The following is a 26,682-nucleotide window of genomic DNA, read 5'->3' as shown; positions in this document are numbered from 1 at the left end:
TCCGTCGGTCACGCCGGTACCATCGGGCAATGCTCACCAGCCAGCGCAAGCAACACATCCTCTCGGTCCTGAAGCGCGACGGCAACGTCGTCGCGAAGGCGCTCAGCGACGAACTCGGCCTGTCGGAAGACACCATCCGCCGCGACCTGCGCGAGCTGGCGGCCGAAGGCTTGCTGCAGCGCGTGCACGGCGGGGCGCTGCCGGTCGCGGCGGCCGAAGCCGACTTCGCCCGGCGCCAGCAGCTCGCGCCCGACGAAAAGGTCGCCATCGGCCGCGCGGCCGCGCGCCTCGTGAAGCCGGGGCAGGTGGTGTTCATCGACGGCGGCACCACCGCCGTGCAGCTCGCGCGCCATCTGCCGGCGAACCTGCAGGCCACCGTGGTCACGCACAGCCCGTCGGTGGCGGTCGAGCTGGTGGCGCATGCCGGCATCGAGGTGGTGCTGATCGGCGGGCGCCTCTTCAAGCATTCGGTGGTGGCGGTCGGCTCGGCGGCGATGGCGGCCATTGCGCGCATCCATGCCGACACGTACTTCATGGGTGTCACCGGCGTGCACGCCGAGGCGGGGCTGACGACGGGCGACCTGGAAGAAGCCGAGATCAAGCGCGCGCTGATGGCAGCGGCGGCCGAGACGGTCGTGCTGGCCTCGTCGGAAAAGATCGGGGCGGCGTCGGCGTGGGTGGTCAACCCGGTGGCATCGGCCACCAGCCTGCTGGTGTCGCCGGACGTGCCGGCCCGGGCGCTGGCGCCGCTGCGCAAGGCGGGGCTGGCGATTCTGCGCAGCGATAACGGCGCGTGAGCCCGGGAATTGGCCGTCCCTCGATAATCGGCGGATGCCCCTCGCCTTGCCCAAGCTGCTCGCCTTCGACACCAGCACCGAGCACCTGTCGGTGGCCGTGCTGCACGGCGACACGCTGCACGCCCACAACGGCGTGGGCGGCGCGCAAGCCTCGACCACCCTGCTGCCGCTGATCCAGCGATTGCTGGGCGAAGCCGGGCTCGCGCTGGGCGAACTCGATGCCATCGTCTTCGGCCGCGGCCCCGGTTCGTTCACCGGCCTGCGCACCGCCTGCTCGGTGGCGCAGGGGCTGGCCTTCGGCGCCAACGTGCCGCTGCTGCCGGTCGACACGCTGCTCGCCGTGGCCGAAGAAGCGCGCCACGCCTTCGGCGCGAAGCAGGTGGTCGCTGTGCTCGATGCGCGCATGGACCAGCTCTACGCCGCGCGCTACGACTTCGAGGCCGACGGCCCGCTCGGCGGGAACGACGAGCCCCTGCTGCTGTCACCCGAAGCACTGGAAGTGCCCGCCGGCTGGGCGCTCGCCGGCAACGCCTTCGCCGCCTACGGCCCGCGTCTGGCCCCGGCCGCCGCCCGCCACGACGCGCTGCCGACCGCCACCGCGATGCTGCGGCTGGCCCCCGCGCTGCTCGTGGCCGGGCGCACCGTGCCGGCGGCACAGGCCTGGCCGCTCTATGTTCGCGATAAAGTGGCGCAAACCACCGAAGAGCGCGCCGCCATCAAGGCGGCCGCAGCCGCAGCAGCCCATTGATCGCATGAGCGCCGTCCTCCAGCCCGTCGAAGCCCGCCTCGAACCGCTCACCGTCGAGCGGATCGATGCCGTCTGCGCGGTCGAGCAGACGGCCTACAGCCATCCGTGGACGCGCGCCAACTTCACCGACTCCATGGCCGTGGGCTACCACTGCCAGTGCCTGCTGGCGCCCGGCATGGCGCCCGGGGTGAGCTCGCCGCTCACCCAATTGGGCGAGACGCTGATCGGCTACTACGTCGCCATGAAGGGCGTCGACGAGGTGCACCTGCTGAACATCACCGTGGCGCCGGCCTTCCAGCGCCAGGGCTGGGCGCCGCTCATGCTCGAGGCATTGGGCGGCTGGTCGCGGGCCGAGGGCGCGCAGTGGCTCTGGCTCGAGGTGCGCCAGAGCAACCAGCGCGCACTCGACATCTACCTGCGCAACGGCTTTCGCAGCGTCGGCGTGCGCAAGGGCTACTACCCGGCGCATGACGGCAAGCGCGAGGACGCGGTCGTCATGAGCCTGCGCTTGAATGAAACAGGCAGCGCCTGGGGAGCCTTGCGATGAGCGCGGTGCAGACATTGAAGCTCGACGCCCGCCGGCGCGCGATGCTCGACGAGATGGGCGTGAAGGTCTGGTGGCCGGTGCCCGAGGCCGCCGAGGCGGCGCTTGGAAGGGCTTCCGCTGCAGCCGCCGAAGAGATGGCGGTCGTCCGCGAGCGCGTGGAGGCTGAAATGCCGGTGGCCGCACCGCCGCCGCTCGTGGCCCGGCCCGTCGCGGCACCCGTGCCGCCCCCCGCACCGGCTGTCCGTCCGGCCGCTGCGCCACTGGCCGGAGGCGCCGCCGTGCTGGTCGAGGCGCCCTGCCGTCTCTATGCCGACGCCGGCACCGAATCCACACAGGGCGGCTGGCTGGTCGTGGCCGACATGCCGCCCGAGGCCGACGGCCGCCACGGCGAACCCTTCGCGGGCGACGCCGGCCGCCTGCTCGACAACATGCTGCGTGCGCTGAAGCTGCACGACGGCAAGACCCCCGTGCACCTCATGCGCACCCACCGTGGCGTGGCCGCCGGCCAGCCCGGCAGCCCGCGTGCCATGGACGAGGCCTTCGACGAGCATGCCGCCGCGCTCGCACCGCGCATCGTGCTGGCAATGGGCCCGCTGGCCGCGCAAAGCCTGATGCGCAGCGGCGACCCGCTGGGCAAGCTGCGCGGCCGCGCCATGCCGCTGGCTTCCGCCGGCGGCGCATCGGTGGTGGCGACCTACCACCCTGCCTACCTGCTGCGCAATCCCGCCGACAAGGCACGCGCCTGGGCCGACCTCTGCCTGGCCGCTGAACAGGGCTGACCCCCAGGCTTCGCGCACTTCGTGTCGCTTCGCCAACCCCCTTGCAGGGGGCAACACCTGCGGCCCGGCGAAGCCGGTTCCGCGGTGTTCGCAGGCAGGTGGCGGGCGAGTGCGCGGGCATCCTTAAAATCGGACCCCATGACTTTCCTCGACAAGCTGGCCGCCGCACAGCAAAAAAACGGTTCCTTGCTTTGCGTGGGGCTCGATCCGGAGCCAGCCAAATTCCCGGGACAGCTCAAGGGCGACGCCAGCCGCATCTATGACTTCTGCGCGCGCATCGTCGACGCGACGGCCGACCTGGTCATCGCCTTCAAGCCGCAGATCGCCTACTTCGCGGCCCACCGCGCCGAAGCCCAGCTCGAACAGCTGATGGAGCACATGCGCCGCAATGCGCCCCACGTGCCCGTGATCCTCGACGCCAAGCGCGGCGACATCGGCTCCACCGCCGAACAGTACGCCCTGGAGGCCTTCGAGCGCTACGGCGCCGATGCGGTGACGCTGTCGCCTTTCATGGGCTTCGACTCGGTCGCGCCGTACCTCAAGCACGAAGGCAAGGGCGCGTTCCTGCTGTGCCGCACCAGCAATCCCGGCGGTTCCGACCTGCAGGGCCAGCGGCTGGCGGATGTCGAAGGGCAGCCCTTCCTGTACGAACACGTGGCCAGGCTGGCGCAGGGGCCGTGGAACCTCAACGGCCAGCTCGGGCTGGTGGTGGGCGCGACCTACCCGGCGGAAATCGAGCGCGTGCGCGAACTCGCGCCGACCGTGCCGCTGCTGATTCCGGGCGTCGGCGCCCAGGGCGGCGACGCGGTCGCCACAGTGCGTGCCGGCTGGCGCGCCGATGCGCCGATCATCGTGAACTCGTCGCGCGCCATCATCTACGCGTCGTCGGGCGATGACTTCGCCGATGCGGCGAAGAGCGCCGCGCGCACGACGCGGGACGCGCTGGAATCCGCCAAGCCCTGATCCTTCAGGCTCTGCGGAGGCGGGTGAACAGCTCGAACTCCCAGTTGCGCATGCCCAGCAGCAGGGTATAGCCCTCGCGGTCCTTCGCCGACAGCTTCTGGTCCGTCTGGTGCTGCTGCGCGAAGTCCTGCGCCACGCGCTGCAGCCGCTCCAGGAAGGCCGGGGCCAGGGAACGGCTGATCGAGCCGTGCACCAGCAGCAGCCCCTCGGCCGGGCCGTCGAAGCCGCCGCGGTAGTAGTCCAGCACCACGTTCTCGCGGAAGAACTCCATCACCGGGCCGTGCGGCCGCCAGCGGAAGGTCTTGGCGAGCTTCAGGCGATACCGGTTGAGCGGGCGCAGCTCGATGATGCCGATGCGGTCCAGCTGCGCCAGGCAGCCGATGCACTCGGCCTCGCTGATGCGGTAGGCCGCCACGATCTGCTCCAGCGTCCACTGGCTCAGCACGCTGATGGCCACCAGCAGCAGCTTCTTGTCCTTGACCACGGCCTTTTCCTGCTCGTGCGTGAGCTCCTTCAGCAGCGGCTGGGCATCGGCCACGCGGCGCGCCAGCTCGGCGAAATCGATCTTCAGCGCGCGGCAGATGGCGTCCACGCGCGACAGCGGCATGTCGCTCTTGGCCAGCATCCGCTTGACGCTGGATTCGGCCATGTCGAGCGACCGCGCCAGGTCGGCGTAGGTCATGCGGGCGCTCTTGAGTTCGTTCTTGAGGGCTTGGACGAGATCGACGGTGGTGCTCATGGCCCGGAAGCGTACACGGGCGCCGATAAGTATCAATTGGAGATACCGGCAGGAGTGAATTAGTGCCTCGTATCGATTCTCGATGCCTGTGGAGCGGCCCGCGCCTAAATTCGCGGCTCGTACCGACCCACCCACCGAGGACCGCCATGCTCCTGCCTCTTGCCAGCCGACTCAGCCGCCGCGAACGCGGGTTGCTATTCACCTTCGCGCTGCTCACTCTGATCGCCTTCTTCGGCCCCGAGCTGCCGGCCGCCGAGGTCGCCATCGCCTCGGTGTTCGCCGACAACCGCGCCTGGCACGGGCTGCCCAACGCCATGGACGTACTGAGCAACATCCCCTTCGTCGTGATTGGCCTGTGGGGCCTGTACCGGCTCAACCGCATCGACCGCTCGCACCAGGAGGCGCTGTCGCAGTTTCCGCTGGCCCCGCCCGCCAGCGATCCGCCGGACAACACGCTCGACTGCGCCTGGCTCTTCTTCGCCGGCCTGATCGCCACCGCCGCGGGCTCGGCCTTCTTCCACCTCGTGCCCGACGCCCCCCGGCTCGCCGCGGACCGCGCCGGCATGGCGGTGGCCTTCGCCGGGCTGATCGGCGTGGCGGTCTGCGAGCGGGTGAGCCAGCGCGCCGGCTGGCCCGCCGCCTGGTTCGTGCTGACCGCCGGCCTGCTCTCGGCCGAGGTGTTCCAGGAAACCGGCAACGTCATGCCCTGGGCGCTCGTGCAGTTCGGCGGCATGGCGCTGGTGGTGACGCTGGCGCTGGCCACGCCGATGCGCAAGTCGCTCGGCCTGAAGCTCGGCTGGGTCATCTTCTTCTACGTGCTGGCCAAGGCGTTCGAGCTGGCCGACCACCCGATCTACGAATTCACGCAGCACACGGTGTCGGGCCACACGCTCAAGCACCTGACCGCCTCGCTCGCCGGGCTGCCCGTGGTGTTCGCGCTGCGCAAGCTGGAGATGCGCTGGGAAGCTGCGCTGCGGCACAATCCGGGCGCCGCCGCCGTGGCCGCATGAGGAGCACTCTTCGAATGACAAATCCCGCAGCCGCAGCCACGCCCGTGGCTCACGAGGAGAACGCCCACGCCAACCAGTTCGCCCTCCTCAGGCAGCGGCGCTTCGCGCCTTTCTTCTGGACCCAGTTCGCGGGCGCGGCGAACGACAACCTGTTCAAGTTCGCCTTCACCGTCATGGTGACCTACCAGCTGCAGCTGAGCTGGATGCCGCCGGCCATGGCGGGGCTGGTGATCGGCGCGCTGTTCATCCTGCCGTTCCTTCTGTTCTCGGCCACCTCCGGCCAGCTCACCGACAAGTTCGACAAGACGAAGATGATCCGCTTCGTCAAGAACCTCGAGATCGCGATCATGGTGCTCGCGGCCTGGGGCTTCGTGCGGGCCGACGCGGTGGTGCTGCTGGGCTGCGTGTTCCTCATGGGCCTGCACTCCACGCTGTTCGGGCCGGTCAAGTTCGCCTACCTGCCGCAGGTGCTCGACGCGCGCGAGCTCACGGGCGGCAACGGCATGGTCGAGATGGGCACCTTCGTCGCCATCCTGCTCGGGCAGGTGGCGGGCGGGCTGCTGGTGGCGGTGCCGCAGATCGGCCACATGAGCGTGGCGGTGGGCTGCGTGCTGCTGGCGCTGGTCGGCCGGGGCGTGGCGCAGGCCATACCAAAGGCGCCGGCCACCGACCCGGGGCTGGTCATCAACTGGAACCCGATCAGCGAGACCTGGCGCAACCTCAAGCTCGCGAACCAGAACGTGGTGGTGTTCCGCTCGCTGCTGGGCATCTCGTGGATGTGGTTCTTCGGCGCGGTGTTCCTGAGCCAGTTCCCGAGCTTCGCGAAGGAAGTGCTGCACGGTGACGAGCAGGTGGCCTCGCTGCTGCTGGTGGTGTTCTCGGTGGGCATCGGCGTTGGCTCGCTGCTGTGCGAGACGCTGAGCCGCCGGCAGGTGGAAATCGGCCTGGTGCCGCTGGGCGCGATCGGCATGAGCGTGTTCGCCGTCGACCTGTACTTCGCGTCGCGCGGCCTGCCGGCCGTGCCCGAGATGGGCATCGGCGCCTTCGTGCGCCAGGGCGCCCACTGGCGCGTGATGGCCGACCTGGCGCTGCTGTCGCTGTTCGCGGGCCTCTACAGCGTGCCGATGTACGCGCTGATCCAGCTGCGCAGCCAGCCCACGCACCGCGCGCGGATCATCGCGGCGAACAACATCCTCAATGCACTGTTTATGATCGGCAGCTCGGTCATCGCGGGCGCGTTGCTGGGCGCGGGCTTCACCATTCCGCAGATCTTTTTGTTCACCGGCATCGCCAACGCGGTGGTGGCGTTCTACATCTTCATGCTGGTGCCCGAGTACCTGCTGCGCTTCGTGGCCTGGGTGCTGTCGCGCTTCGTCTATCGCTTCGACATCAAGGGCGAGTCGCACATTCCCACCGAGGGCGCGGCGGTGCTGGTGTGCAACCACGTGAGCTTCATCGACGCGGTGCTGCTGATGGCGGCGAGCCCGCGGCCGATCCGCTTCATCATGGACCACCGCATCTTCAAGGTGCCGGTGCTGGGCTGGCTGTTCAAGCTGGCTAAGGCCATTCCGATCGCGCCGCAGAAGGAAGACCCCGCGGCCTACGAGGCGGCCTTTGCCAAGGCGATCGGCGTGCTGCGCGAGGGCGACCTGCTCGCGATCTTCCCCGAAGGCGCGATCACCCGCGACGGCGAGCTGCAGCCGTTCAAGGGCGGTGTGATGAAGATCCTTGAAGGCGCGCGCGCCCAGGGCATCGAGCCGCCGGTGATCCCGATGGCGCTGACCAATCTCTGGGGCTCGTACTTCAGCCGCATCGAGCTGCGCGGCGGTGAGCGCGTGGCCATGGCCAAGCCCTTCCGCCGCGGCTTCTTCAGCCGCGTGGGACTGAACGTCGGCGGTCCCGTGCCGCCGGTGGAAGTGCAGCCCGAGTCGCTGCGCCAGCGTGTGAGCGCCCTGCTGGCCGCCTGAGGCGCAGCTCCTTTCCGGCGCGCAAGGCACCGGAAAGTATCGATTGCAGATACCGGCGGCGCTGAAAACCGCAACTGGTGCAAGCATTCAAGCCCCGCGGTGCGGGAGCGAACCATCATTCGCTCACCTTCACTACGCCGCGAGGCACACATGCAACCCCTCTCATCGACCACGACCGTCTTCATCCAGCGCGACACGCGGGCCTGGCAGTTCCAGGCCTGGGCCTCGTTCGCGATCGCCGTCTTCCTGTGCGCCACCGGCCTGAGCTGGCTGCCGGGCGAGGCGCTGGACCGGGCGTTCATGGTGATGGGCTACGTGTTCTGCCTGAGCACCGCCTTCATGCTGGCCAAGTTCGTGCGCGACAGCCAGCAGGCCGCCGAGCGCAGCGCCGAAGCGACGCGCGACGTGCCGATGTGGAAGCTGGTCGTCTGGGGCAGCTTTTTCACCGCGATGGGCCTGACCGGCTGGGGCCTCGTGCGCATGGAGATCAACGAGGCCTACAAGGCCTTCCTGGGCGTGAGCTGGCTGTTCCTGATCAGCTCGGCCTTCACGCTGGCCAAGACGCTGCGCGACCGCCACGAAGCCGACATGGCCGAAGCCCGCCTGCAGGGCCGCCGCATGGCCCGTGCCGAAGCTGCTTCTTCTTCTGCTGCCGATTAACCCGCGTCCGATCAACGAAAGCCCATCATGAAAAAGTCGATTGCCGCCGTTCTCGTCGCCGCCTGCACTGCCTTTGCCGGCGTCTCGGCTCCCTTGCAAGCCCAGGCGCAGAGCGACGCCTCCGTGGCCCTCTCGCTGATGCCCGTGGCGTCGGTGGTGGTCGCAGCCTCTGCTGTGGGGGCCTCGGCCACCACGGCGGTCGCGCTGCCCGCCGCGCTGTCGGTGGGCGGCTCGACGCTCACCGTGATCGCGATCGAAGCCTCCGCCGACGGCACGGTGTACCTGCTCGAACGCGCCTCGGACGGCGCGCGCGCCAGCATCAAGGTCGCGGGCCGCGCGGCCGAAGGCGTGTCGAAAGCCGTGGGCACCAGCGTCCTCGTCAGCGTGATCGGCACGGGCGTCGTGCTGTCGGCCGCCGGCGAGGTGCTGGCCTTCGTGCCCAATGCCATCGGCCGTGCGCTGCTCCACAACGAGAGGTTGTCGTGAAATCCGCGTTGGCCGTGTTCGCTTGGCTCGCCGTCGCAGCCGCGATGGCCGTGCCGATGCAGGCGCAGGCCGGCCGCTCATGCGAGCAGGCCAAGCCAACGCCTGAAGTGATCGTCAAGGGCATGCAGCTGGCCGAGCGCACCTCGCAGGCGCTCGACGCCAGCGGCGCGCGCGTCGTGATCCTGGCGCGCGCGGGGCAGGACCTGAGCAAGTACGGCCTGCGCTACTCGCACCTGGGCTTCGCCTACAAGACGGATGCCGGCCCGTGGCGCGTGGTGCACAAGCTCAACCAGTGCGGCACCGCGGTGGCCGCCGTCTACCGCCAGGGGCTCGGCGAGTTCTTTCTCGACGACCTGTGGCGCTACGAGGCGGCCTGGGCCGTGCCCACGCCGCAGGTGCAGGCGCAGCTGCTGGTCGCGCTGAACGAACCGCCCGCGCGCATCGTGCGGCTGCATACCGCGCCCTACAGCATCGTGAGCTACGCCTGGGGCCGGAAGTACCAGCAGTCGAACCAGTGGGCCGTCGAGACGCTGGCCGCCGCCATGGAGCCCGCCACCATCGGCAGCCGCGCGCAGGCGCAGGCCTGGTTGCAGTTCAAGGGCTACGAGCCGACCACGTTGAAGCTCGGCCCGCTCACCCGGCTGGGCGGGCGCGTAGGCTCGGCCAACGTGGCCTTCGACGACCATCCGAACGACAAGCGCTTCTCGGACCGCATCGAGACCGTGACGGTCGATTCGGTGTTCGCATGGTTGCCGCGTGCCGGGCTCGGCGCGGCGCCGGTGACCTTGAAGCTTCAATAAGAACGTGGAGAAAACAACATGAGCAAATCCTTGCGCCTTTCCGAAAAATGGTTCCGCCGCGGCCTCTGGCTGGTGGCCCTGGTGTTCGCGAGCTTCCTCATCGGGCTCGGCAGCACCGTCGTGAGCGACCTGCCGCAGGTCGAGCGCGTGCGCGGCATCGACGACTTCATCGACAAGCCGGCGGCCGAGCCGCTGCGCGCCACCGTCAAGGCCTCGGAAGCCGCCGAGCTGCAGGCCGCGCGCGACCTCGACCAGATCCGCCTGCAGCTCAACGCCGCGCAGCAGGCCAGCGCCAATGCACGCGAGACCTTCGGCAACTGGATCTCCACACGGCGCGCCACCGCGCAGCCCGACCAGGACACCGAGCTCATCGCGCGCACCAAGGCGCTCGACGCCTTCAAGCAGAAGGAGGAGGAGCTACAGCGCAAGGTCAACGCGCAGCAGAAGATCGCACTCGACGCGCGCCAGGCCGAGCAGCGCGCCTCCGAGGCGCTGTCGGTGCTGGAGCGCGACGCGCAGGTCAAGCTCGACGCCGAGTACCGCCGCATCGAGCTGCGCGTGTTCGCCTACCGGCTGGCGCTCACGCTGCCGCTGCTCGTCGTGGCCGGCTGGCTCTTCGTGAAGAAGCGCAAGAGCACCTGGTGGCCGTTCGTGTGGGGCTTTATCTTCTTCGCGCTGTTCGCCTTCTTCGTCGAGCTGGTGCCCTACCTGCCGAGCTACGGCGGCTACGTGCGCTACGTGGTGGGCATCCTGCTCACCGTGCTGGTGGGGCGCTACGCGATCATCGCGCTCAACCGCTACCTGGCGCGCCAGAAACTCGCCGAGCAGCAGCCCGACCAGGTGCGCCGCGAGGAGCTGAGCTACGACGTCGCCCTGGCGCGCCTGGGCAAGAGCGTATGCCCAGGCTGCGAACGGCCGGTCGACCTGAAGAACAACGAGATTGACTTCTGCCCGCACTGCGGCATCGGCCTGTTCGACCACTGCGGCCAGTGCGAGACGCGCAAGAGCGCGTTCTCGAAGTTCTGCCATGCCTGCGGCACCTCGGCGGGCGCGCAGGCGCAGTCGCCGCACACACCTGTGACCGGCACTGCGCAATCGGTCACGCCGGGTGCCCCGGTTCTGCCGGCCACGTAGCGGAACCGCCGCACGGGCGTGCTACAACCCGAGGCTGCGGCACGCAACGCCGTGCCGCGGGTTTTCCCATTCACATTGACGGAGTACACCCATGAGCATTTTCGGCAAGATTTTTTCCAAGATTTTTCCGTCGGCCAACGCCGCTGAAGTCGTCGCCGCACCGCCGGCGGCTGCACCGGGCGCGCCGGCCGCTGCCGCACCGCCGCCTGCGATCCCGCTGGGCGACGTGCCCGCCGTCCTGGACGCGATGCCTGGTGCCGCCGGCCTGAACTGGCGCACCTCGATCGTCGACCTGCTCAAGTTGCTGGGCCTGGACAGCAGCCTCGCCGCGCGCAAGGAACTGGCCAGCGAAATTCTCTACAGCGATGGCGAGCCGGGTTCGGCCGAATGGAACATCGGCCTGCACAAGCAGGTGATGAGCCGCATCGCCGCCAATGGCGGCACGCTGCCAGCCGAACTGCGCGACTAAGAAGATCGGTACCTGGGAATTTTCTTTTTCCAGAAACACCGCGGAACCGGCTTCGCCGGGCCGCAGGTGTTGCCCCCGGTAGGGGGTTGGCGAAGCGACACGAAGTGCGCGTAGCCTGGGGGCGAGCCTGTTTCAGGTCCAGCCTGCGTCCACCACGTAGTCCTGTGCGGTGCACATGCGCGAATCGTCGGCCGCGAGGAACAGCGCCATTGCAGCGATGTCTTCCGCCATCACGCGGCCCGGCAGGCATTGGGCCGCATCGATCTCCGCGCCCGATTCGGGCTTCACCCACAGCTTGATCTGCCGCTCGGTCATCACCCAGCCCGGCACGATCGAATTCACGCGGATGTTCTGCTTGCCCAGGTCGCGCGCCAGCGAACGCGTGAGGCCGCGCGCGGCCGCCTTGCAGGCCTGGTACACCGGGTAGCCCCGGCCCTTGATCATCCAGCTGATCGAGCCGAAGTTGATGATCGATCCGCCGCCCAGCGCACGCATGTCGTCCGCCACCGCCTGCGCGGCGAAGAACTGGTGCTTGAAGTTGACGGCCACGAGGCGGTCGAAGTCCTCGCTGGTCACGTCGGCCATCTCGTGGCGGCGGTCGTTGGCCGCGTTGTTCAGCAGCACGGCGATCGGGCCGAAGCGTTGGCGCACCGCGTCGATGGTGGCGCCGAGCGCGGCCGTGTCGGTCACGTCGCAGGCCTGGAACAGCGCAGGGTGCTCGCCCTGCAGCTGCGCTGCGAGCGCGTTGCCGGCGGCGGCGTCGAGGTCGCAGAAGCCGACCTTCGCGCCCTGCGCGTGGAAGGCCCGCACCAGCGATTCGCCGATGCCGCTCGCGCCGCCGGAAATGAACACGGTGCGCCCGGCCAGCGACGGATAGCGGGCGGTGTAGGGGGAAGATGCGTTGGTCATGGGAATGCGGCAACAGCAGTGGAAACGGAAGGCAAGCGTAGCGGATGAGCGGGCCCCCGGCGAGCCCGGGGTTGCCGGTCGGCGTATGGCTTCCGGCGAATGGGCAGCGCCGGCCGGCGTGGCTACGCTCCTGCCCATGACGAACACCTTTCACCGCCGCGCCGTCCTGGCGCTCGCGCTTCTTCCCGCCGCCCTGGCGGTGCGTTCCGTGCGCGCACAGGCGCCGGCGCCCGTGCAGCTCTTCAAGGTGGTCTCGCCGCGCGACGAGGTGATCGTGGGCGCCGACGCGGCGCTGCTCGGCGCGGGTTCCGGCCCCGCCGTGGAGCGGCTGGCCGCGCAGCTGGCGGCCAAGGGCCAGCTCACGCTGTGGCAGTACGCCTCGCACAAGGACTCGGGCGGCGCGCTGGTGCAGGCGCCGCTCAGGCAGATCGTGGTCTTCAAGAACGAGGCGCTGCGTATCGAGCCCTACGCCACCCCGCTGCCCATCCAGGCCCCGAAGTAAGAAGAAGCCTCAGACGCCTCGCGCCCGCTCCGACTTGAAGCGCGCGCGGAACTCGGTGAACGTGCCCGCGTCGAGCGACGCGCGAATCTCGGTCATCAGGTTCAGGTAGTAATGCAGGTTGTGGATGGTCGTGAGCATCGGCCCGAGCATTTCGCCGCAACGGTCGAGGTGATGCAGGTAGGCGCGGCTGAAGCCCTCGCGTCCGCCGTCGTTCCAGCTCACGCCCGATGTGCCGGCGCACGCATGGCAGGTGCAGCTCGGGTCGATGGGCTGCGGATCGCTCTTGTGGCGCGCGTTGCGCATCTTCAGGTCGCCGAAGCGCGTGAACAGCGTGCCGTTGCGCGCATTGCGCGTGGGCATCACGCAGTCGAACATGTCGACGCCGTCGGCCACGCCCTGCACCAGGTCCTCGGGCGTGCCCACGCCCATCAGGTAGCGCGGCTTGTTCGCGGGCAGCCGGTGCGGCGTGTGGCCCATGATGTGCAGCATCTCTTCCTTGGGCTCGCCCACGCTCACGCCGCCGATGGCGTAGCCCGGGAAGTCCATGTCGACCAGCGCTGCGAGCGATTCCTCGCGCAGGTTCTCGAACATGCCGCCCTGCACGATGCCGAACAGCGCATTCGGGTTCTCCAGTCGTGCGAATTCGCTCTGGCAGCGCCTGGCCCAGCGCAGGCTCAGCTCCATCGAGATGCGCGCCTCGGCCTCGGTCGTGATGTGGCCCTTGGTGTCGTAGGGCGTGCACTCGTCGAACTGCATCACGATGTCGCTGTTCAGGATGGTCTGGATCTGCATCGAGACCTCGGGCGTGAGGAACAGCTTGTCGCCGTTGACGGGCGAGGCGAACTTGACGCCTTCCTCGCTGATCTTGCGCATCGCGCCCAGCGACCACACCTGGAAGCCGCCCGAATCGGTGAGGATGGGCTTGTCCCACTTCTCGAAGCCATGCAGCCCGCCGAAGCTCGCCATCACGTCCAGGCCCGGGCGCATCCACAGGTGGAAGGTGTTGCCCAGGATGATCTGCGCGCCCATTTCCTCGAGGCTGCGCGGCATCACGCCCTTGACGGTGCCGTAGGTGCCCACGGGCATGAAGATCGGCGTCTGCACCTTGCCGTGGTTGAGCGTGAGCGTGGCGCGGCGCGCGTGGCTGTCGGGGTCGGTCTTGAGGAGTTCGAAGTTCAGCATGTCGTTCAGTCCGTTTGTCGCGCGAGCAGCATGGCGTCGCCATAGCTGAAGAAGCGGTAGCCGTGGGCGATGGCATGGGCATACAGCGCCATCACGTGCTCGTAGCCCGCGAAGGCCGAGACCAGCATCATCAGCGTGCTCTTCGGCAAGTGGAAGTTCGTCACCAGCACATCGACGTGTTCGAACACGAAGCCCGGCGTGATGAAGATGCGCGTGTCGCCCGTGGCTTCGCCGCTCTTGGCCCACGATTCGAGCGTGCGCACCGTGGTCGTGCCGACCGCAACGACCCGGCCGCCGCGTGCCTTGCATTCGGCAATGGCGCGCTGCGTGGCCTCGGGCACTTCGTAGCGCTCGGCATGCATCGTGTGCTCTGAAATGTTCTCGGTCTTCACCGGCTGGAAGGTGCCGGCGCCCACGTGCAGCGTGACGTTGGCGCGCTGCACGCCGCGTGCTTCGAGCTCGGCCAGCAGGCCTTCGTCGAAATGCAGCGCGGCCGTGGGCGCGGCCACCGCGCCGGGCACGCGTGCGAACACGGTCTGGTAGCGGCTCTCGTCGTCGGCCGAATCGGTGTGCGTGATGTAGGGCGGCAGCGGCACGTGGCCGCAGCGCTGCATCAGCGCGTAGGGATCTTCGCCCGCATCGCTCTCGAAGCCGAAGCGGAACAGCGCGCCCTGCTCGTCGGGCCAGCGCCCGAGCAGGGTGGCGCGAAAGCCGCCGGCCATCTCGAGCGTGGTGCCCACGGGCGGCTTCTTGCTGACCTTCATGTGGGCGACCACCTCGTGGCCCTGCAGCACGCGCTCGACCAGCAGCTCGAGCTTGCCGCCGGTCGGCTTCTCGCCGAACAGGCGCGCCTTGACCACGCGCGTGTCGTTGAAGACCAGCAGGTCGCCCGCGCGCAGCAGCGAAGGCAGGTGTTTGAAGATGCGGTCGACTGGCGCGGGCCCGGTGCCGTCGAGCAGACGGGAGGCGGTGCGTTCGGTGGCCGGGTGTTGCGCCACCAGCTCGGGCGGCAAGGCGAAATCGAAATCGGAAAGCGTGAAGGCGCGCATGGTGCTTGAGGGCCGGACGGGCCCGTGCCAAGGAGGCATGGGAAGAGAAGGATGCAGGAAGCGAGCGATTGTCCCATGGGTCGGGATCACGGGCCCGGCAAGGGGTTGCCGAGGCAGAATCGACGCATGGTCGATTCCTCCGTCGCGCGCGTCCCGCCAGCCCCTGCTCCTCCTTCCGAAGGCGAGCTCTTCAAGAAGATCCTGGGCGGCGCTTGGATGGGACTGCACCCCGACATCCGCCGGCGCTTCGACAAGAACCCCTCGCCCGGCAAGGCGCTGCACTACCTGGGCGCGCTCAGCGAACTGCGTTGCTCGCGCTTCGGCAAGCTGCTGGGGCACCTCACGCAGCCGATGATCCAGGGCGCGCTGATCCCCTACAGCGACAGCCACTTTCCGGTGGAGATCCAGGTCTACGCCAGGCCCGGCGACCCCGCCATCTACAAGCAGCGCATCTACCGCCTGCACGGGCGCAAGCCGATCCAGTTCACCAGTTTCATGCGCGAGAGCGAGCGCGGCGAGGTGCTGGAGTACGTCGGCATGGGCCTGGGCATGAAGCTGGTGCTGAGCGTGGAGAACGGCAGCCTGCATTTCCAGAGCGACGGCTATTTCTGGGACGTGTTCGGCTGGCGCATTCCGCTGCCGGGCCTCTTCACGCCAGGCAAGACTTTCCTCTGGCACCACAACGAGACGCCCGAGCGCTTCAACATCCGCATCGAGATCCGCCACTGGCTGATGGGCACCACCTTCACGCAGGTCGGCGTGTTCGAGGAAGTGGCCGAGCCGCAGGCGGTGGCCGCATGACGCTCGACACGCACCTGCTGGCCTTGCAGCTCATGGCGGCTCAGGGCGTGCTGGGCGCCTTCGACACGCTCTACCACCACGAGGGCACGGAGGCGCTGCCGCGGCGCGGCACGGCGGCGCGCGAGCTGGCGATCCACGCGACGCGCTCGTCCATCTACTGCGCGCTGTTCCTCGGACTGTCGGCGTGGGCCTGGCACGGCGTGTGGGCGTGGGTGCTGCTCGCGGTGTTCGGCGTCGAGATCGTGCTCACGCTGTGGGACTTCGTGGTCGAGGACGGCAGCCGCCTGCTGCCGCCCACCGAACGGGTCACGCACACGGTGCTGGCCATCAACGCCGGCGCGTTCATCGCGCTGCTGGCGATGAGCGCGGTCGGCTGGGCCGCGCAGCCGACCGCGATGGTGTGGCAGCCGCACGGCTGGCTCAGCGCATTCCTGGCGTTGTGCGGCGTGGGCGTGGGGCTCTCGGGCCTGCGCGATGGCTTCGCAGCGCGCGCGCTGTTCGGGCAGCAGAAGCAGGCGCAGGCGCGCGATGCCCTGGCGCCGGTGCGCTTCGGCACCAAGCCGCAGCATGTGCTGGTGACGGGCGGTACCGGCTTCATCGGCCAGATCCTCGTGCGCCACCTGTTGGCCGACGGCCATGCGGTGACGGTCTGGACGCGCGATGCGCGCTCGGCCGCCTGGGGCTTCGGCGGCGCGGTGCGCTGCGTGCAATCGCTCCACCAGGTCCCGGCGGCCGACGATGTCGACGTGGTCGTCAACCTCGCGGGCGCGCGAATCCTGGGCATGCGCTGGAGCGAACGGCGACGGCAGCAGCTGCTCAGGAGCCGCGAAGGGCTGACGCAGCAGCTGGTGGCATGGATCGCCACGCGGCCGCGCAAGCCGTGGCTGCTGCTCTCGGGCTCCGCCATCGGCTACTACGGCGTCCAGCCGCAGGGCGACGCTGCCGAACTCGCCGAAGATGCGCCGCCGCAAGACATCTTCATGTCGCAGCTGTGCCGGCGCTGGGAGCAGGCGGCACGCGCCGCTGTCGCGCACGGTGTGCACGTGGCCTGCATGCGCTTCGGCTTCGTGCTCGGCCACCAGGGCTCGCTGCCGCAGTTGCTGATGCCGGTCCGGCTCGGCATGGGCGGGCGGCTGGGCAGCGGGCGGCAATGGCTGTCGTGGGTGCATGTGCATGACCTGGTCCGCGCGATGGCGCATGTGTGGAGCGTGACCGAACGGGCCGCGGCCCCAGCGACAGCGCAGGCTTTCAATTTCACCGCGCCCGGCGCGCTGAGCCAGGAAGAATTCACCCGCGTCGCCGCCAGCGTGCTGCACCGCCCCTGCTGGATGCCCACGCCTGCCGCGCCCGTCAAGCTGCTGCTTGGCGAGCAGGCCGACCTGCTGCTCGAAGGCCAGCGCGTGGTGCCCGCGCAGTTGCTGCGCACCGGCTTCCAGTTCATGTTCCCCGATGCCCGCAGCGCCTTGACGGACCTTTGCCGCCCGCGCTAGAAGCCCGTCCGTGCCTCCCAAGAAAGCCCCGTCCCCTGCAGCTTCCGCGAGTGCCGCCGCGCCGGCGCCCGCAGGCCCGCCCGGCAGCGGCCTGAGCCAGGTGCAGCGCGCCTTGCGCAAGCTAGGCCTCGTGCGCGACATCGACTTCGCGCTCTACCTCCCCATGCGCTACGAGGACGAGACGCGCATCGTGCGGCTTGCCGACACGCGCGACGGCGACATGGCGCAGGTCGAAGGCGTGATCACCGAATGCGAGGTGGTGTACCGCCCGCGCCGCCAGCTGCTGGCGACCATCGACGACGGCAGCGACACCTGCCAGCTGCGCTTCTTCAACTTCTATCCGTCGCAGCAGAAGCAGCTGGCGGTCGGCGCGCGGGTGCGGGTGCGCGGCGAGGTGCGCGGCGGCTTCGTGGGGCGGCAGATGATGCATCCGACCGTGAAGGCGGCCGGCACCGCATTGCCGAACGCGCTCACGCCGGTCTACTCGACCGTGGCCGGTCTCGCGCAGCCGGTGCTGCGGCGCGAAGTGCGTTCGGGCCTGGCGCGCGCGGTGCTCGACGAGACCATTCCGGTGCAGATCGGCCTGCGCGGCGCGTGGGACCTGCGCAGCGCGCTGAGCTTCCTGCACTACCCGACGCCCGACGTGTCGATGGCCGCGCTCGAAGACCACAGCCACCCGGCATGGCAGCGCATCAAGGCCGAGGAACTGCTCGCGCAGCAGCTGTCGCAACTGCAGGCGCGGCTGGAGCGTGCGGCGCAGCGAGCGCCGGTGCTGCCTGCATCGACCGAGCCGGTCGCCACCTCGCTGCATGCGCAGCTGCTCGCGGTGCTGCCCTTCGGCCTGACCGGTGCGCAGCAGCGCGTGGGCGAGGAGATCACGGCCGACCTGCACCGTCAGATCCCGATGCACCGCCTGCTGCAGGGCGACGTGGGCTCGGGCAAGACCGTGGTGGCGGCGCTGGCGGCGGCGCGCTGCATCGACGCGGGTTTCCAGTGCGCGCTGATGGCGCCCACCGAAATCCTCGCGGCCCAGCATTTCGGCAAGCTGGTCGGCTGGCTCGATCCGCTGCTCGCTGCGCGTGGTCTGCGCGTGGCTTGGCTCACGGGCAGCCAGAAGAAGAAGGAGCGCGACGAGATGTCGGCGGCGGTGGAGAGCGGCCAGGCTGCGCTGGTCATCGGCACGCACGCGGTCATTTCCGAGAAGGTGCGCTTCAAGAATCTCGCGCTGGCCATCATCGACGAGCAGCACCGCTTCGGCGTAGCCCAGCGCCTTGCGTTGCGCGGCAAGGCCGGCGGCGGCACTTTCAGCCCCCCTGAGGCTTCGCCTCACCCCCCCGAGGGGGGGCAATCCGGCTTGGGGCGGCCCGGCGCCGGATTGGAGCCGCATCTGCTGATGATGAGCGCCACCCCCATCCCGCGCACGCTCGCGATGAGCTACTACGCCGACCTCGACGTCTCCACGCTCGACGAGCTGCCGCCGGGCCGCACGCCCATCGTCACCAAGCTGGTGGCCGACCATCGGCGCGACGAAGTCATCGACCGCATCCATGCGCAGATCGCGCAGGGCCGGCAGGTGTACTGGGTGTGCCCGCTGATCGAGGAGAGCGAGGCGGTCGACCTGCGCAACGCGACCGAAACGCGCGACGAGCTGGCCGACACGCTGGGTGAGCCCATCCAGGTCGGCCTGCTGCATTCGCGCATGCCCACGGCCGAGAAGCAGGCGGTGATGGCCGCATTCACCGCCAACGAGATCCAGGTGCTGGTGAGCACGACCGTGATCGAGGTGGGCGTCGATGTGCCCAATGCCTCGCTGATGGTGATCGAGCATGCCGAGCGTTTCGGCCTGTCGCAGCTGCACCAGCTGCGCGGCCGCGTGGGGCGCGGTGCGGCGGCCTCGGCCTGCGTGCTGCTCTATGCGCCGGGCGACAGTGGCCGTGTCGGCGAAGCGGCGCGCGCGCGGCTCAAGGCGATGGCCGAGACCGGCGACGGCTTCGAGATCGCGCGGCGCGACCTGGAGATCCGCGGCCCCGGCGAATTCCTGGGCGCACGCCAGTCGGGCGCGCCGCTGCTGCGCTTCGCCGACCTGACGACCGACACGCTGCTGCTCGACTGGGCGCGCGAACTGGCACCGGTGATGCTGCAGAAGCATCCCGAACTGGCGCAGCGCCACATCGACCGCTGGCTCGGCACCAAGGCCGAGTACCTGAAAGCCTGATTCCGGGACCGCAACGCAAATGAACCTTCGATTCGTGGAAGCCTTCCACTGGGCGGTGGCGCTCAAGAGCGTCACGCGCGCCTCCGAGAAGCTGCACCTGACCCAGTCGGCCCTGTCCAGCCGCATCGCCGCGCTCGAGCGCGAACTCGGCGTGCTGCTGCTCGACCGGCGCGACAAGCAGTTCCGCCTGACCGTGGCAGGGCAGCGCTTCCATGCCTTCGCGCAGAAGCTGCTCGAGATGCAGATGCACATCAAGGCCGAGATGGGCTCGGGCGCGGCGCGCGAGACGGTGCTGCGCGTCGGCGCCATCGAGTCGGTGGTGCACAGCTGGCTCACCGGCTGGCTCAAGCACATGCAGGCCACCCATCCGGACTTCGAGCTCGAGCTCACGGTCGAAACCACGCCGGTGCTGGTCGACCAGCTGCAGCGCGGCAAGCAGGACCTGGTGTTCGCCGCGCTGCCCGCCGCCGGCGACGGCGTGCGCACGCGCGCCGTGCCGCCGATGCCCATGTGCTTCGTCGGCCACCGCGAGCTGCACCTGAAACGGCGCTACCGCCTGGCCGACCTGCTGTCGCTCGACCTGCTGACCTTTCAGCGCGGCTCGCAGCCGCACGTGGCGCTGCTCGAGCTGTTTCGCGAGGCCGGCAGCCCGCCGCCGCGCGTGCACGCGATCTCCTCGATCTCGGCCATGGCCCAGCTGGTCGAGGCGGGATTCGGCGTCGCCACGCTGCCGCGCGCGGTGGTCGAGCCGCTGGCGCGGCGCCTGCCGCTGCGCGTGCTGCCGTGCGAAGACACGCTGGAGCCGCTGCCCATTTATGCGAGCTACCGCGACGACCCGTCGTCGCCGCTGCCGGAGGCCGCGCTCGGCTCCGCCGTGGTGCACGCCTCGCACCGCCAGGGGTCATCGAAAAAATCGATGAGCTGAGCGAGAAACTTTGCGTTGGCGTTCGTGAGCGCGGATTCCCACAATCCGGCAAATCACAACACAGCGATGCATTGCGCATCGGGAACGCCATGTCGAGCCGCCATTCCTTCGAACAACAGCCCGGTCCCTCGAGCAGCGCGCTGGCCGTGCGCCTTGCCGCCCGCAGCGGCACGCTGAACACGCACACCAGCGGACTCGCCAGCGCTCACGCGCAGGGCAACCTGGTGATCCTGCCGAAGTCGCATGCCGGCGACTTCCTGCGCTTCTGCCAGGCCAACCCCAAGCCCTGTCCGCTGCTGGGCGTGTCCGAGGCCGGTGACCCGGCGCTGCCGGTGCTCGGCGAGGACATCGACATCCGCACCGACCTGCCGCGCTACCGCGTCTGGCGCGAAGGCGAACTGGTCGACGAGCCCACCGACGTGCGGGCGCTCTGGCGCGACGACCTGGTGAGCTTCGTGATCGGCTGTTCCTTCACCTTCGAGCATGCGCTGATGGCCGAGGGCATCGCGCTGCGCCACGTTGCGCAGGGCCGCAACGTGGCGATGTACCGCACCTCGGTCGAGACCGTGCCGGCCGGCCCGTTCCACGGGCCGATGGTGGTGTCGATGCGGCCGCTGCGTGCGGCCGACGCCATCCGCGCGGTGCAGATCACCTCGCGCTTTCCGGCGGTGCACGGCGCGCCGGTGCACATCGGCGATCCGGCGCTGATCGGCATCCGCGCCATCGGCGTGCCCGACTACGGCGACGCCGTGGAGGTGATGCCCGACGAGCTTCCCGTGTTCTGGGCCTGCGGCGTGACGCCCCAGGCCGTGCTGGCGGCCGCGCGGCTGCCGTTCGCGATCACCCATGCACCGGGCGCGATGCTCGTTACCGACCTGCTGCACCACCGCCTGGCGGCCTTCTAGGCTGCTTTTTTTCACCCGAGACCCTGGAGACAACGATCATGAAGAGCACCCTCGATGCTGCCCCCGCGGCCGGCGATGCGCCTGCCGGCGAGAACTGGCTGCGCACGCTCAATCCCAACGAGAAACGCACGCTCGCCGCGTCTTTCAGCGGCTACGCGGTCGACGCGTTCGACTACTACACGCTGCCGCTGGTCACGCCGATCCTGCTGTCGCTGTGGGGCATGAGCAAGACCGAGGTTGGGCTGATCGGCACCGCCACGCTCGTCGCCTCGGCCATCGGCGGCTGGGCGGCGGGCATCCTCGCCGACATCTATGGCCGTGTGCGCATCCTGCAGCTGACGATCCTGGTGTTCGCGATCTTCACCTTTGCCTGCGGCCTGTCGCGCACGCCCGAGGAACTGCTGATCGCCCGCACGCTGCAGGGGCTGGGCTTCGGCGGCGAATGGGCGGTGGGCTCGGTGCTCATCGCCGAGATGATCCGGCCGGCCTATCGCGGCAAGGCCGTGGGGCTGGTGCAGAGCAGCTGGGCCATCGGCTGGGGAGCGGCGGTGCTGGTGTCGATGGCGCTGTTCTCGTTCCTGCCGCCCGAGATTTCGTGGCGCGCGATGTTCCTGCTGGGCCTGCTGCCGGCGCTGCTGATCGTCTTCATCCGCCGCTCGATCCGCGATCCGGAAATCTACGTGCAAAGCCGCGCCGCCGTGGCGCGCGGCGAACGCAGCGGCAATTTCCTCGCGATCTTCAAGCCCGGCATGCTCGGCACCACGGTGCTTGCGAGCCTGCTGTTCACCGGCATGCAGGGCGGCTACTACGCCATCGGCGTCTGGCTGCCGACCTTCCTGAAGAACGAGCGCCATCTCACCGTGCTGGGCTCGGGCGGCTACCAGTTCATGTTCATCGTCGGCGCCTTCATCGGCTACCTGTGCGGTGCCTACCTGTCGGACCGCCTTGGCCGGCGCCGCGCCTTCATCCTGTTCGCCATCGGCGCCGGTTCGCTGGTCTATGCGTACACGCTGCTGCCCATCACGGACGGCCTGATGCTGCTGCTGGGCTTTCCGCTGGGCTTCTTCATGTCGGGCATCTTCAGCGGCGCGGGTGCCTTCCTGGCCGAGCTGTTTCCCAACGAGCTGCGCGGTTCGGGGCAGGGCTTTTGCTACAACTTCGGACGCGGCATCGGCGCCACCTTTCCGGCGTTGGTCGGCCTGCTGAGCGACCGCATGCACCTGCCGCTGGGCACCGCCATCGGCGTGTGCGCGGCCGTCGCCTACGCCATGGTGGTCCTGGTGGCCCTGTGCCTGCCCGAGACGCGCGGGCGCGATCTGCGCCAGAACTGATCCGGCGCATTCCCCCTTCGTTCGCGTGACCGCCTGCCCCCGGCAGGCAGGCCGCCTGCATTGAACCGAGAGCGCGCATCACCGCGCGCCGGGACGAACATGAACATCGACTTGAACAGCGACCTCGGCGAGAGCCTGGGCGCATGGCGCATGGGCGACGACGCCGCCATGCTTTCCCTCGTGAGCAGCGCCAACGTGGCCTGCGGCTTCCATGCGGGCGACCCGGCCGGCATCCTGCGCACGCTGCGCCAAGCGGAGGAGCGCGGCGTTGCGATCGGCGCCCACGTGGCCTACCGCGACCTCGTGGGCTTCGGGCGCCGCAACATGGACGTGGACAGCGCCGACCTGCGCGCCGACGTCATCTACCAGATCGGCGCGCTGAAGGGCTTGGCCGCCGCGGCCGGCACCACGGTGCGCTACGTGAAGCCGCACGGCGCGCTCTACAACACCATCGCCCACGATGAGCGCCAGGCGCGCGACGTGATCGCCGCCATCCGCGAGATCGACCACGGCCTGTGCCTGGTCGCGCTCGCGGGTTCGCCGCTGCTGGGCTGGGCGCGCGGCGAGGGCCTGCGCGCCGTGGCCGAGGCCTTTGCCGACCGCGCCTACACGCCGCATGGCACGCTGGTGTCGCGCCGCGAACCCGGCGCGGTGCTGCACGACGCCGATGAAGTGGCCGATCGCATGCTGCGGCTGGCCACCGAGGGCGTGGTCACGGCCATCGACGGCAGCACGGTGCGCATCGAGGCCGAGTCGGTCTGCGTGCACGGCGACAGCCCCGGCGCGGTCGAGATGGCGCGCCAGGTGCGCGTGCGGCTGGAGCAGGCGGGCGTGACCATCCGTCCGTTCGTGGACGCTGCATGACGATGCGCTTCCTGCCCGTCAACCTGAATGCGGTGCTGGTCGAGCTCGACGACCTGCCGCAGACCCTCGCGCTGCTGGCCTCGCTGCGTGCCGAGCCTGTCGCCGGCATCGAAGAACTGGTGCCCGCCGCGCGCACGCTGCTGATCACTTTCCGTCCGGCCGCGATTGCGGCTGACGAACTCGCGCGGCGGGTCGGGCAGCGCAGCCTCGACGCCCGCGAGACGCGCATCGACAAGCGCATCGAGATCCCCGTGCGCTACGACGGCGAAGACCTGGCCGAGGTGGCCAGCCTGCTGGGCATCACGCCCGAGGAAGTCGTGCGCCGCCACACCGGCAGCGACTACACGGTCGCCTTCACCGGCTTCGCACCGGGCTTCGCCTACCTGTCGGGCGGCCACCCGAGCCTGAACGTGCCGCGCCGCCCGGTGCCGCGCACGCGCATCCCGGCCGGCGCGGTCGGCCTGGCGGGCAGCTTCAGCGGCGTCTATCCGCAGGCCAGCCCCGGCGGCTGGCAGATCATCGGCACCACCGATACGCCGATGTGGGACTTGTCGCGCGAGACCCCCGCGCTGCTGCAGCCGGGCGACACGGTGCGCTTCGTGGATGCCACAGCGCAACCGAGGGCCGAGCCTGTGGCCGTGGCGCCCGCACCTTCGCGGCCCGCCGCGGTGGAAGGCGGCTGCGCCTTCGAGATTCGCACAGCGGGCCTTCAGGCGCTGCTGCAGGACGGCGGCCGCCCTGGCCAGGCCCGGCAGGGCGTCTCCGCTTCCGGTGCGATGGACCAACGTGCATTGCAGGCCGCCAACCGGCTGGTCGGCAACGCATCGGACACTGCGTGCGTGGAGATCGCCCATGGCGGCTTCCAGTTCGCCTGCCGTGGCGAAGCGGTGGTGGCCATCGCGGGCGCCGACGGGCCCGTCACGCTGACCCGTGCCGACGGCGCGAAATGGCCGCTGCCGCGCTACCAGCCCATCGCGCTGGCCGACGGCGACATGCTGGCGCTGGGCGAGCCGTGCGCCGGCATGCGCAGCTACCTCGCCGTGCGCGGCGGCTTCGACATCGCGCCGGTGCTCGGCAGCCTCTCGACCGACACGCTGGCCCGCATCGGCCCGGCTGCCATCGTCGTGGGCGACCTGCTGCCCGTGCGCGCGGTGGCCGCGGGTGCCGTGGTCGGCGCACCAGAAACCCCGCCGACAGATTTGCCCACCGTGCAGGAAGAAGTCGTGCTCGACATCGTGCCCGGCCCGCGCGCCGACTGGTTCACGGCCGATGCGCTCGCGCTTCTGTGCAGTCAGCCGTGGGTGGTCACGCCGCAGTCCAACCGAGTGGGCATTCGCCTCGCCGGCGAAGAGCCGCTGGCACGCGCCAACCACGCCGAGCTGCCCAGCGAGGGCACGGCCCGCGGTGCGATCCAGGTGCCGCCCAGCGGCCAGCCCGTGCTGTTCATGGCCGACCATCCGCTGACCGGCGGCTATCCCGTGATCGCCTCCGTCGCCACCTATCACCTCGACCGCGCGGGGCAGATCCCCATCAACGCCCGCGTCCGCTTCAACCCGCTGGCCGCGCCCATCGCTTCGTGAAAGCCTTCCGATGAAAAAACTCCTGATCGCCAACCGCGGCGAAATCGCCGTGCGCATCGCGCGTGCCTGTGCCGACCACGGCGTGCAGTCGGTCGCGGTGTACGCCGATGCCGACCTGAATGCGCTGCACGTGCGCATGGCCGACGAGGCCTACGGCCTGGGCGGCGACCGCCCCGCCGACACCTACCTGAACATCGCCAAGCTGCTTGCGGTGGCCGCGCGCTGCGGCGCCGACGCGGTGCACCCGGGCTACGGCTTTCTCTCCGAGAGCGCGGCGTTCGCGCAGGCCGCCATCGACGCCGGCCTCACCTGGGTCGGCCCGTCGCCGGCCGCCATCGCGATGCTGGGCGACAAGGTGCAGGCCCGCAAGCTCGCGATGAAGGTCGGTGCGCCGCTGGTCGCGGGCACGGCCGATCCGGTGGGCAACGCGGGCGAGGTGCTCGCGTTCGCGGAAAAGCACGGCCTGCCGGTCGCGATCAAGGCTGCGTTCGGCGGCGGCGGCCGCGGCATCAAGGTGGCGTGGCGGCTCGACGAGGTGGAAGGCCTCTACGAATCTGCGGTGCGCGAGGCGGTGACGGCCTTCGGCCGCGGCGAGTGCTATGTCGAGCAGTTCCTCGACCGGCCGCGCCACGTCGAGGCGCAGGTGCTGGCCGACACGCACGGCAACGTGGTGGTGCTCGGCACGCGCGACTGCTCGCTGCAGCGGCGCAACCAGAAGCTGGTGGAAGAGGCGCCCGCGCCTTTCCTCAGCGACGCGCAGCGCGAACGCATCCACCAGTCGGCGCGCGACATCTGCGCGGCGGCCGGCTACACGGGCGCCGGCACGGTCGAGTTCATGCTGAGCGCGAGCGGCGCGATCTCTTTTCTCGAGGTGAACACGCGGCTGCAGGTGGAGCATCCGGTGACCGAGGAAACCACGGGCATCGACCTCGTGATCGAGCAGCTGCGCATTGCCGAGGGGCTGTCCTTGTCGATCACACAGACGCCCGCGGCGCGCGGCCATGCCTTCGAGTTCCGCATCAATGCCGAAGACGTGGGGCGCGGCTTCCTGCCGTCGCCGGGGCCGGTCAAGGTGTTCGATGCGCCCTCGGGCCCCGGCGTGCGCGTCGATGCCGGCGTCGATGGCGGCTCGCAGGTGCCGGGCACCTTCGATTCGCTGATGGCCAAGCTGATCGTCACCGGCGCCACGCGCGAGCAGGCCATCGCGCGGGCGCGGCGCGCGCTGAAGGAGTTCCGCATCGAGGGCGTGCCCTCGGTGCTGCCATTCCATCGCGCCGTGATGGCGCACCCCGACTTCGTGTCGGGCGATGCCTTCAAGGTGCACACGCGCTGGATAGAGACCGACTTCGCGAACGGCGAGGCCGCTGCGATGCGGCCCGACCCGATGCCCGACACGGCGCTGCTGCGCACGGCGATCGAAGTGGATGGGCGACGGATGTCGCTGGGCCTGCCGGCCGTGCTGTTGAGTGGTTTGTCGTCTGCGGCTGCTGGCGGTGCGGGCATCGCCACGGCAGAACCAGCAGTGGCAGACGCCGCCGCCGTGGCCGCGCCGGTGTCGGGCACGGTGCAGGGCTGGAAGGTGGCCGATGGCGACGAGGTCGCGGCGGGCAGCGTCATCGCCGTGATGGAGGCGATGAAGATGGAAATGCAGGTGCTCGCGCACCGGGCGGGGCGCATCGCTTTCTCGGTTGTTGCGGGCGGATACGTGGCCGCTGGCGCCGCCATTGCAACCATCGGCTGACATCGCGAGCCGGCTTGGGCAGTGATGAAAACCCTACTCGCCGCTGACGCAGTTGTTGCATCGCAACATGCTTTCGTGGCGCTTTTTTC

The 26,682-nt window shown here is 69.7% G+C and carries 26 protein-coding genes; 22 read left to right on the top strand and 4 right to left on the bottom strand.

All coding sequences use genetic code 11. The annotated features are described in order from the left end of the window. Nucleotides 1-29: 29 nt before the first annotated feature. The 5 genes from ASD05_RS13635 (at nucleotide 30) to pyrF (ending at nucleotide 3,834) form a co-directional block, all read left to right on the top strand. Nucleotides 30-797 carry a DeoR/GlpR family DNA-binding transcription regulator gene (locus tag ASD05_RS13635; protein WP_056592909.1) on the top strand — a complete coding sequence of 256 codons (768 nt, stop codon included), beginning with the start codon at nucleotides 30-32 and terminating at the stop codon, nucleotides 795-797. Nucleotides 798-831: 34 nt separating this feature from the next. Then, the gene (tsaB, locus tag ASD05_RS13630; protein WP_056592907.1) at nucleotides 832-1,545 is read left to right on the top strand and encodes a tRNA (adenosine(37)-N6)-threonylcarbamoyltransferase complex dimerization subunit type 1 TsaB; all 714 of its coding nucleotides are present in this window, start codon (nucleotides 832-834) and stop codon (nucleotides 1,543-1,545) included. A 4-nt stretch (nucleotides 1,546-1,549) separates the two neighbouring features. Continuing rightward, nucleotides 1,550-2,092: a ribosomal protein S18-alanine N-acetyltransferase gene (rimI, locus tag ASD05_RS13625; RefSeq protein ID WP_056592904.1), complete on the top strand. Its 543-nt coding sequence runs from the start codon at nucleotides 1,550-1,552 to the stop codon at nucleotides 2,090-2,092. Then, on the top strand, nucleotides 2,089-2,871 hold the full coding sequence (locus tag ASD05_RS13620) for a uracil-DNA glycosylase family protein (RefSeq protein WP_056592901.1): 783 nt from the start codon (nucleotides 2,089-2,091) through the stop codon (nucleotides 2,869-2,871). The genes rimI and ASD05_RS13620 overlap by 4 nt, the downstream gene beginning before the upstream one ends. A 138-nt stretch (nucleotides 2,872-3,009) precedes the next feature. After that, a complete protein-coding gene (gene pyrF / locus ASD05_RS13615) occupies nucleotides 3,010-3,834 on the top strand; it encodes an orotidine-5'-phosphate decarboxylase (RefSeq protein ID WP_056592897.1) in 825 nt (274 codons plus the stop codon). Between the two features lie 4 nt (nucleotides 3,835-3,838). Here the strand turns inward: pyrF and ASD05_RS13610 are convergent, their stop codons facing one another. Further along, complete coding sequence (locus ASD05_RS13610) at nucleotides 3,839-4,573, bottom strand: helix-turn-helix domain-containing protein (RefSeq protein ID WP_056592893.1); 735 nt, start codon at nucleotides 4,571-4,573, stop codon at nucleotides 3,839-3,841. Nucleotides 4,574-4,719: 146 nt separating this feature from the next. Here ASD05_RS13610 and ASD05_RS13605 point away from each other — a divergent pair, with 146 nt between their 5' ends. The 7 genes from ASD05_RS13605 (at nucleotide 4,720) to ASD05_RS13575 (ending at nucleotide 11,099) form a co-directional block, all read left to right on the top strand. Continuing rightward, nucleotides 4,720-5,583, top strand: a complete 864-nt coding sequence (locus tag ASD05_RS13605) for a hypothetical protein (protein ID WP_200955426.1) — start codon at nucleotides 4,720-4,722, stop codon at nucleotides 5,581-5,583. 14 nt (nucleotides 5,584-5,597) lie between these two features. After that, nucleotides 5,598-7,550 carry an MFS transporter gene (locus ASD05_RS13600; protein WP_056592890.1) on the top strand — a complete coding sequence of 651 codons (1,953 nt, stop codon included), beginning with the start codon at nucleotides 5,598-5,600 and terminating at the stop codon, nucleotides 7,548-7,550. Between the two features lie 150 nt (nucleotides 7,551-7,700). After that, nucleotides 7,701-8,210, top strand: coding sequence for a YiaA/YiaB family inner membrane protein (locus tag ASD05_RS13595; protein ID WP_056592887.1), 510 nt, complete (start codon nucleotides 7,701-7,703; stop codon nucleotides 8,208-8,210). 27 nt (nucleotides 8,211-8,237) lie between these two features. Next, nucleotides 8,238-8,696: a hypothetical protein gene (locus tag ASD05_RS13590; RefSeq protein WP_056592884.1), complete on the top strand. Its 459-nt coding sequence runs from the start codon at nucleotides 8,238-8,240 to the stop codon at nucleotides 8,694-8,696. Between the two features lie 44 nt (nucleotides 8,697-8,740). Then, a complete protein-coding gene (locus tag ASD05_RS13585; protein WP_056594391.1) occupies nucleotides 8,741-9,496 on the top strand; it encodes a DUF2145 domain-containing protein in 756 nt (251 codons plus the stop codon). Between the two features lie 18 nt (nucleotides 9,497-9,514). Next, a complete protein-coding gene (locus tag ASD05_RS13580) occupies nucleotides 9,515-10,630 on the top strand; it encodes a serine endopeptidase (protein WP_056592881.1) in 1,116 nt (371 codons plus the stop codon). Between the two features lie 91 nt (nucleotides 10,631-10,721). Next, nucleotides 10,722-11,099 carry a DUF3597 domain-containing protein gene (locus tag ASD05_RS13575; RefSeq protein ID WP_009124759.1) on the top strand — a complete coding sequence of 126 codons (378 nt, stop codon included), beginning with the start codon at nucleotides 10,722-10,724 and terminating at the stop codon, nucleotides 11,097-11,099. Between the two features lie 132 nt (nucleotides 11,100-11,231). On the opposite strand, the gene ASD05_RS13570 is transcribed toward ASD05_RS13575, so the two are convergent. Beyond that, on the bottom strand, nucleotides 11,232-12,008 hold the full coding sequence (locus ASD05_RS13570) for an SDR family NAD(P)-dependent oxidoreductase (protein ID WP_056592878.1): 777 nt from the start codon (nucleotides 12,006-12,008) through the stop codon (nucleotides 11,232-11,234). 136 nt (nucleotides 12,009-12,144) lie between these two features. Here ASD05_RS13570 and ASD05_RS13565 point away from each other — a divergent pair, with 136 nt between their 5' ends. Beyond that, on the top strand, nucleotides 12,145-12,510 hold the full coding sequence (locus tag ASD05_RS13565; RefSeq protein ID WP_056594387.1) for a hypothetical protein: 366 nt from the start codon (nucleotides 12,145-12,147) through the stop codon (nucleotides 12,508-12,510). Between the two features lie 9 nt (nucleotides 12,511-12,519). Here ASD05_RS13565 and tgt read toward each other — a convergent pair whose 3' ends face one another. Together tgt and queA are read right to left on the bottom strand one after the other, a co-directional pair. Continuing rightward, nucleotides 12,520-13,692 (bottom strand): tRNA guanosine(34) transglycosylase Tgt, encoded by a 1,173-nt coding sequence (gene tgt, locus ASD05_RS13560; RefSeq protein WP_056592876.1) that lies wholly within the window; start codon nucleotides 13,690-13,692, stop codon nucleotides 12,520-12,522. Between the two features lie 5 nt (nucleotides 13,693-13,697). Further along, complete coding sequence (gene queA / locus ASD05_RS13555) at nucleotides 13,698-14,741, bottom strand: tRNA preQ1(34) S-adenosylmethionine ribosyltransferase-isomerase QueA (RefSeq protein WP_056592873.1); 1,044 nt, start codon at nucleotides 14,739-14,741, stop codon at nucleotides 13,698-13,700. 126 nt (nucleotides 14,742-14,867) lie between these two features. Here queA and ASD05_RS13550 point away from each other — a divergent pair, with 126 nt between their 5' ends. From ASD05_RS13550 to ASD05_RS13510, 9 genes are all read left to right on the top strand, one after another. After that, the gene (locus ASD05_RS13550) at nucleotides 14,868-15,542 is read left to right on the top strand and encodes a DUF4166 domain-containing protein (protein WP_056592870.1); all 675 of its coding nucleotides are present in this window, start codon (nucleotides 14,868-14,870) and stop codon (nucleotides 15,540-15,542) included. Beyond that, entirely contained in the window at nucleotides 15,539-17,032 is a 1,494-nt protein-coding gene (locus ASD05_RS13545; RefSeq protein ID WP_056592867.1) for a TIGR01777 family oxidoreductase, read from the top strand. The genes ASD05_RS13550 and ASD05_RS13545 overlap by 4 nt, the downstream gene beginning before the upstream one ends. A 10-nt stretch (nucleotides 17,033-17,042) precedes the next feature. After that, nucleotides 17,043-19,247, top strand: a complete 2,205-nt coding sequence (recG, locus tag ASD05_RS13540) for an ATP-dependent DNA helicase RecG (RefSeq protein ID WP_056592864.1) — start codon at nucleotides 17,043-17,045, stop codon at nucleotides 19,245-19,247. 19 nt (nucleotides 19,248-19,266) lie between these two features. Further along, the gene (locus tag ASD05_RS13535; protein ID WP_056592861.1) at nucleotides 19,267-20,172 is read left to right on the top strand and encodes a LysR family transcriptional regulator; all 906 of its coding nucleotides are present in this window, start codon (nucleotides 19,267-19,269) and stop codon (nucleotides 20,170-20,172) included. Nucleotides 20,173-20,261: 89 nt separating this feature from the next. Then, complete coding sequence (locus ASD05_RS13530; protein WP_056594384.1) at nucleotides 20,262-21,077, top strand: putative hydro-lyase; 816 nt, start codon at nucleotides 20,262-20,264, stop codon at nucleotides 21,075-21,077. A 38-nt stretch (nucleotides 21,078-21,115) separates the two neighbouring features. Then, nucleotides 21,116-22,408 (top strand): MFS transporter, encoded by a 1,293-nt coding sequence (locus ASD05_RS13525; RefSeq protein ID WP_056592857.1) that lies wholly within the window; start codon nucleotides 21,116-21,118, stop codon nucleotides 22,406-22,408. Nucleotides 22,409-22,507: 99 nt separating this feature from the next. Further along, nucleotides 22,508-23,272, top strand: a complete 765-nt coding sequence (locus tag ASD05_RS13520; RefSeq protein WP_056592852.1) for a LamB/YcsF family protein — start codon at nucleotides 22,508-22,510, stop codon at nucleotides 23,270-23,272. 2 nt (nucleotides 23,273-23,274) lie between these two features. Next, complete coding sequence (gene pxpB / locus ASD05_RS13515; RefSeq protein ID WP_056594382.1) at nucleotides 23,275-24,852, top strand: 5-oxoprolinase subunit PxpB; 1,578 nt, start codon at nucleotides 23,275-23,277, stop codon at nucleotides 24,850-24,852. A 10-nt stretch (nucleotides 24,853-24,862) separates the two neighbouring features. Then, nucleotides 24,863-26,593: an acetyl/propionyl/methylcrotonyl-CoA carboxylase subunit alpha gene (locus ASD05_RS13510; protein WP_056592850.1), complete on the top strand. Its 1,731-nt coding sequence runs from the start codon at nucleotides 24,863-24,865 to the stop codon at nucleotides 26,591-26,593. The last annotated feature ends 89 nt before the right edge of the window (nucleotides 26,594-26,682 follow it).

The sequence above is a fragment of the Variovorax sp. Root434 genome (assembly GCF_001426595.1).
In the GTDB taxonomy this organism is placed as follows: Bacteria; Pseudomonadota; Gammaproteobacteria; order Burkholderiales; family Burkholderiaceae_C; genus Variovorax.
The sequence above is the reverse complement of the archived record's forward strand: the minus strand, read 5'-3'. Positions and strand labels throughout refer to the sequence as shown.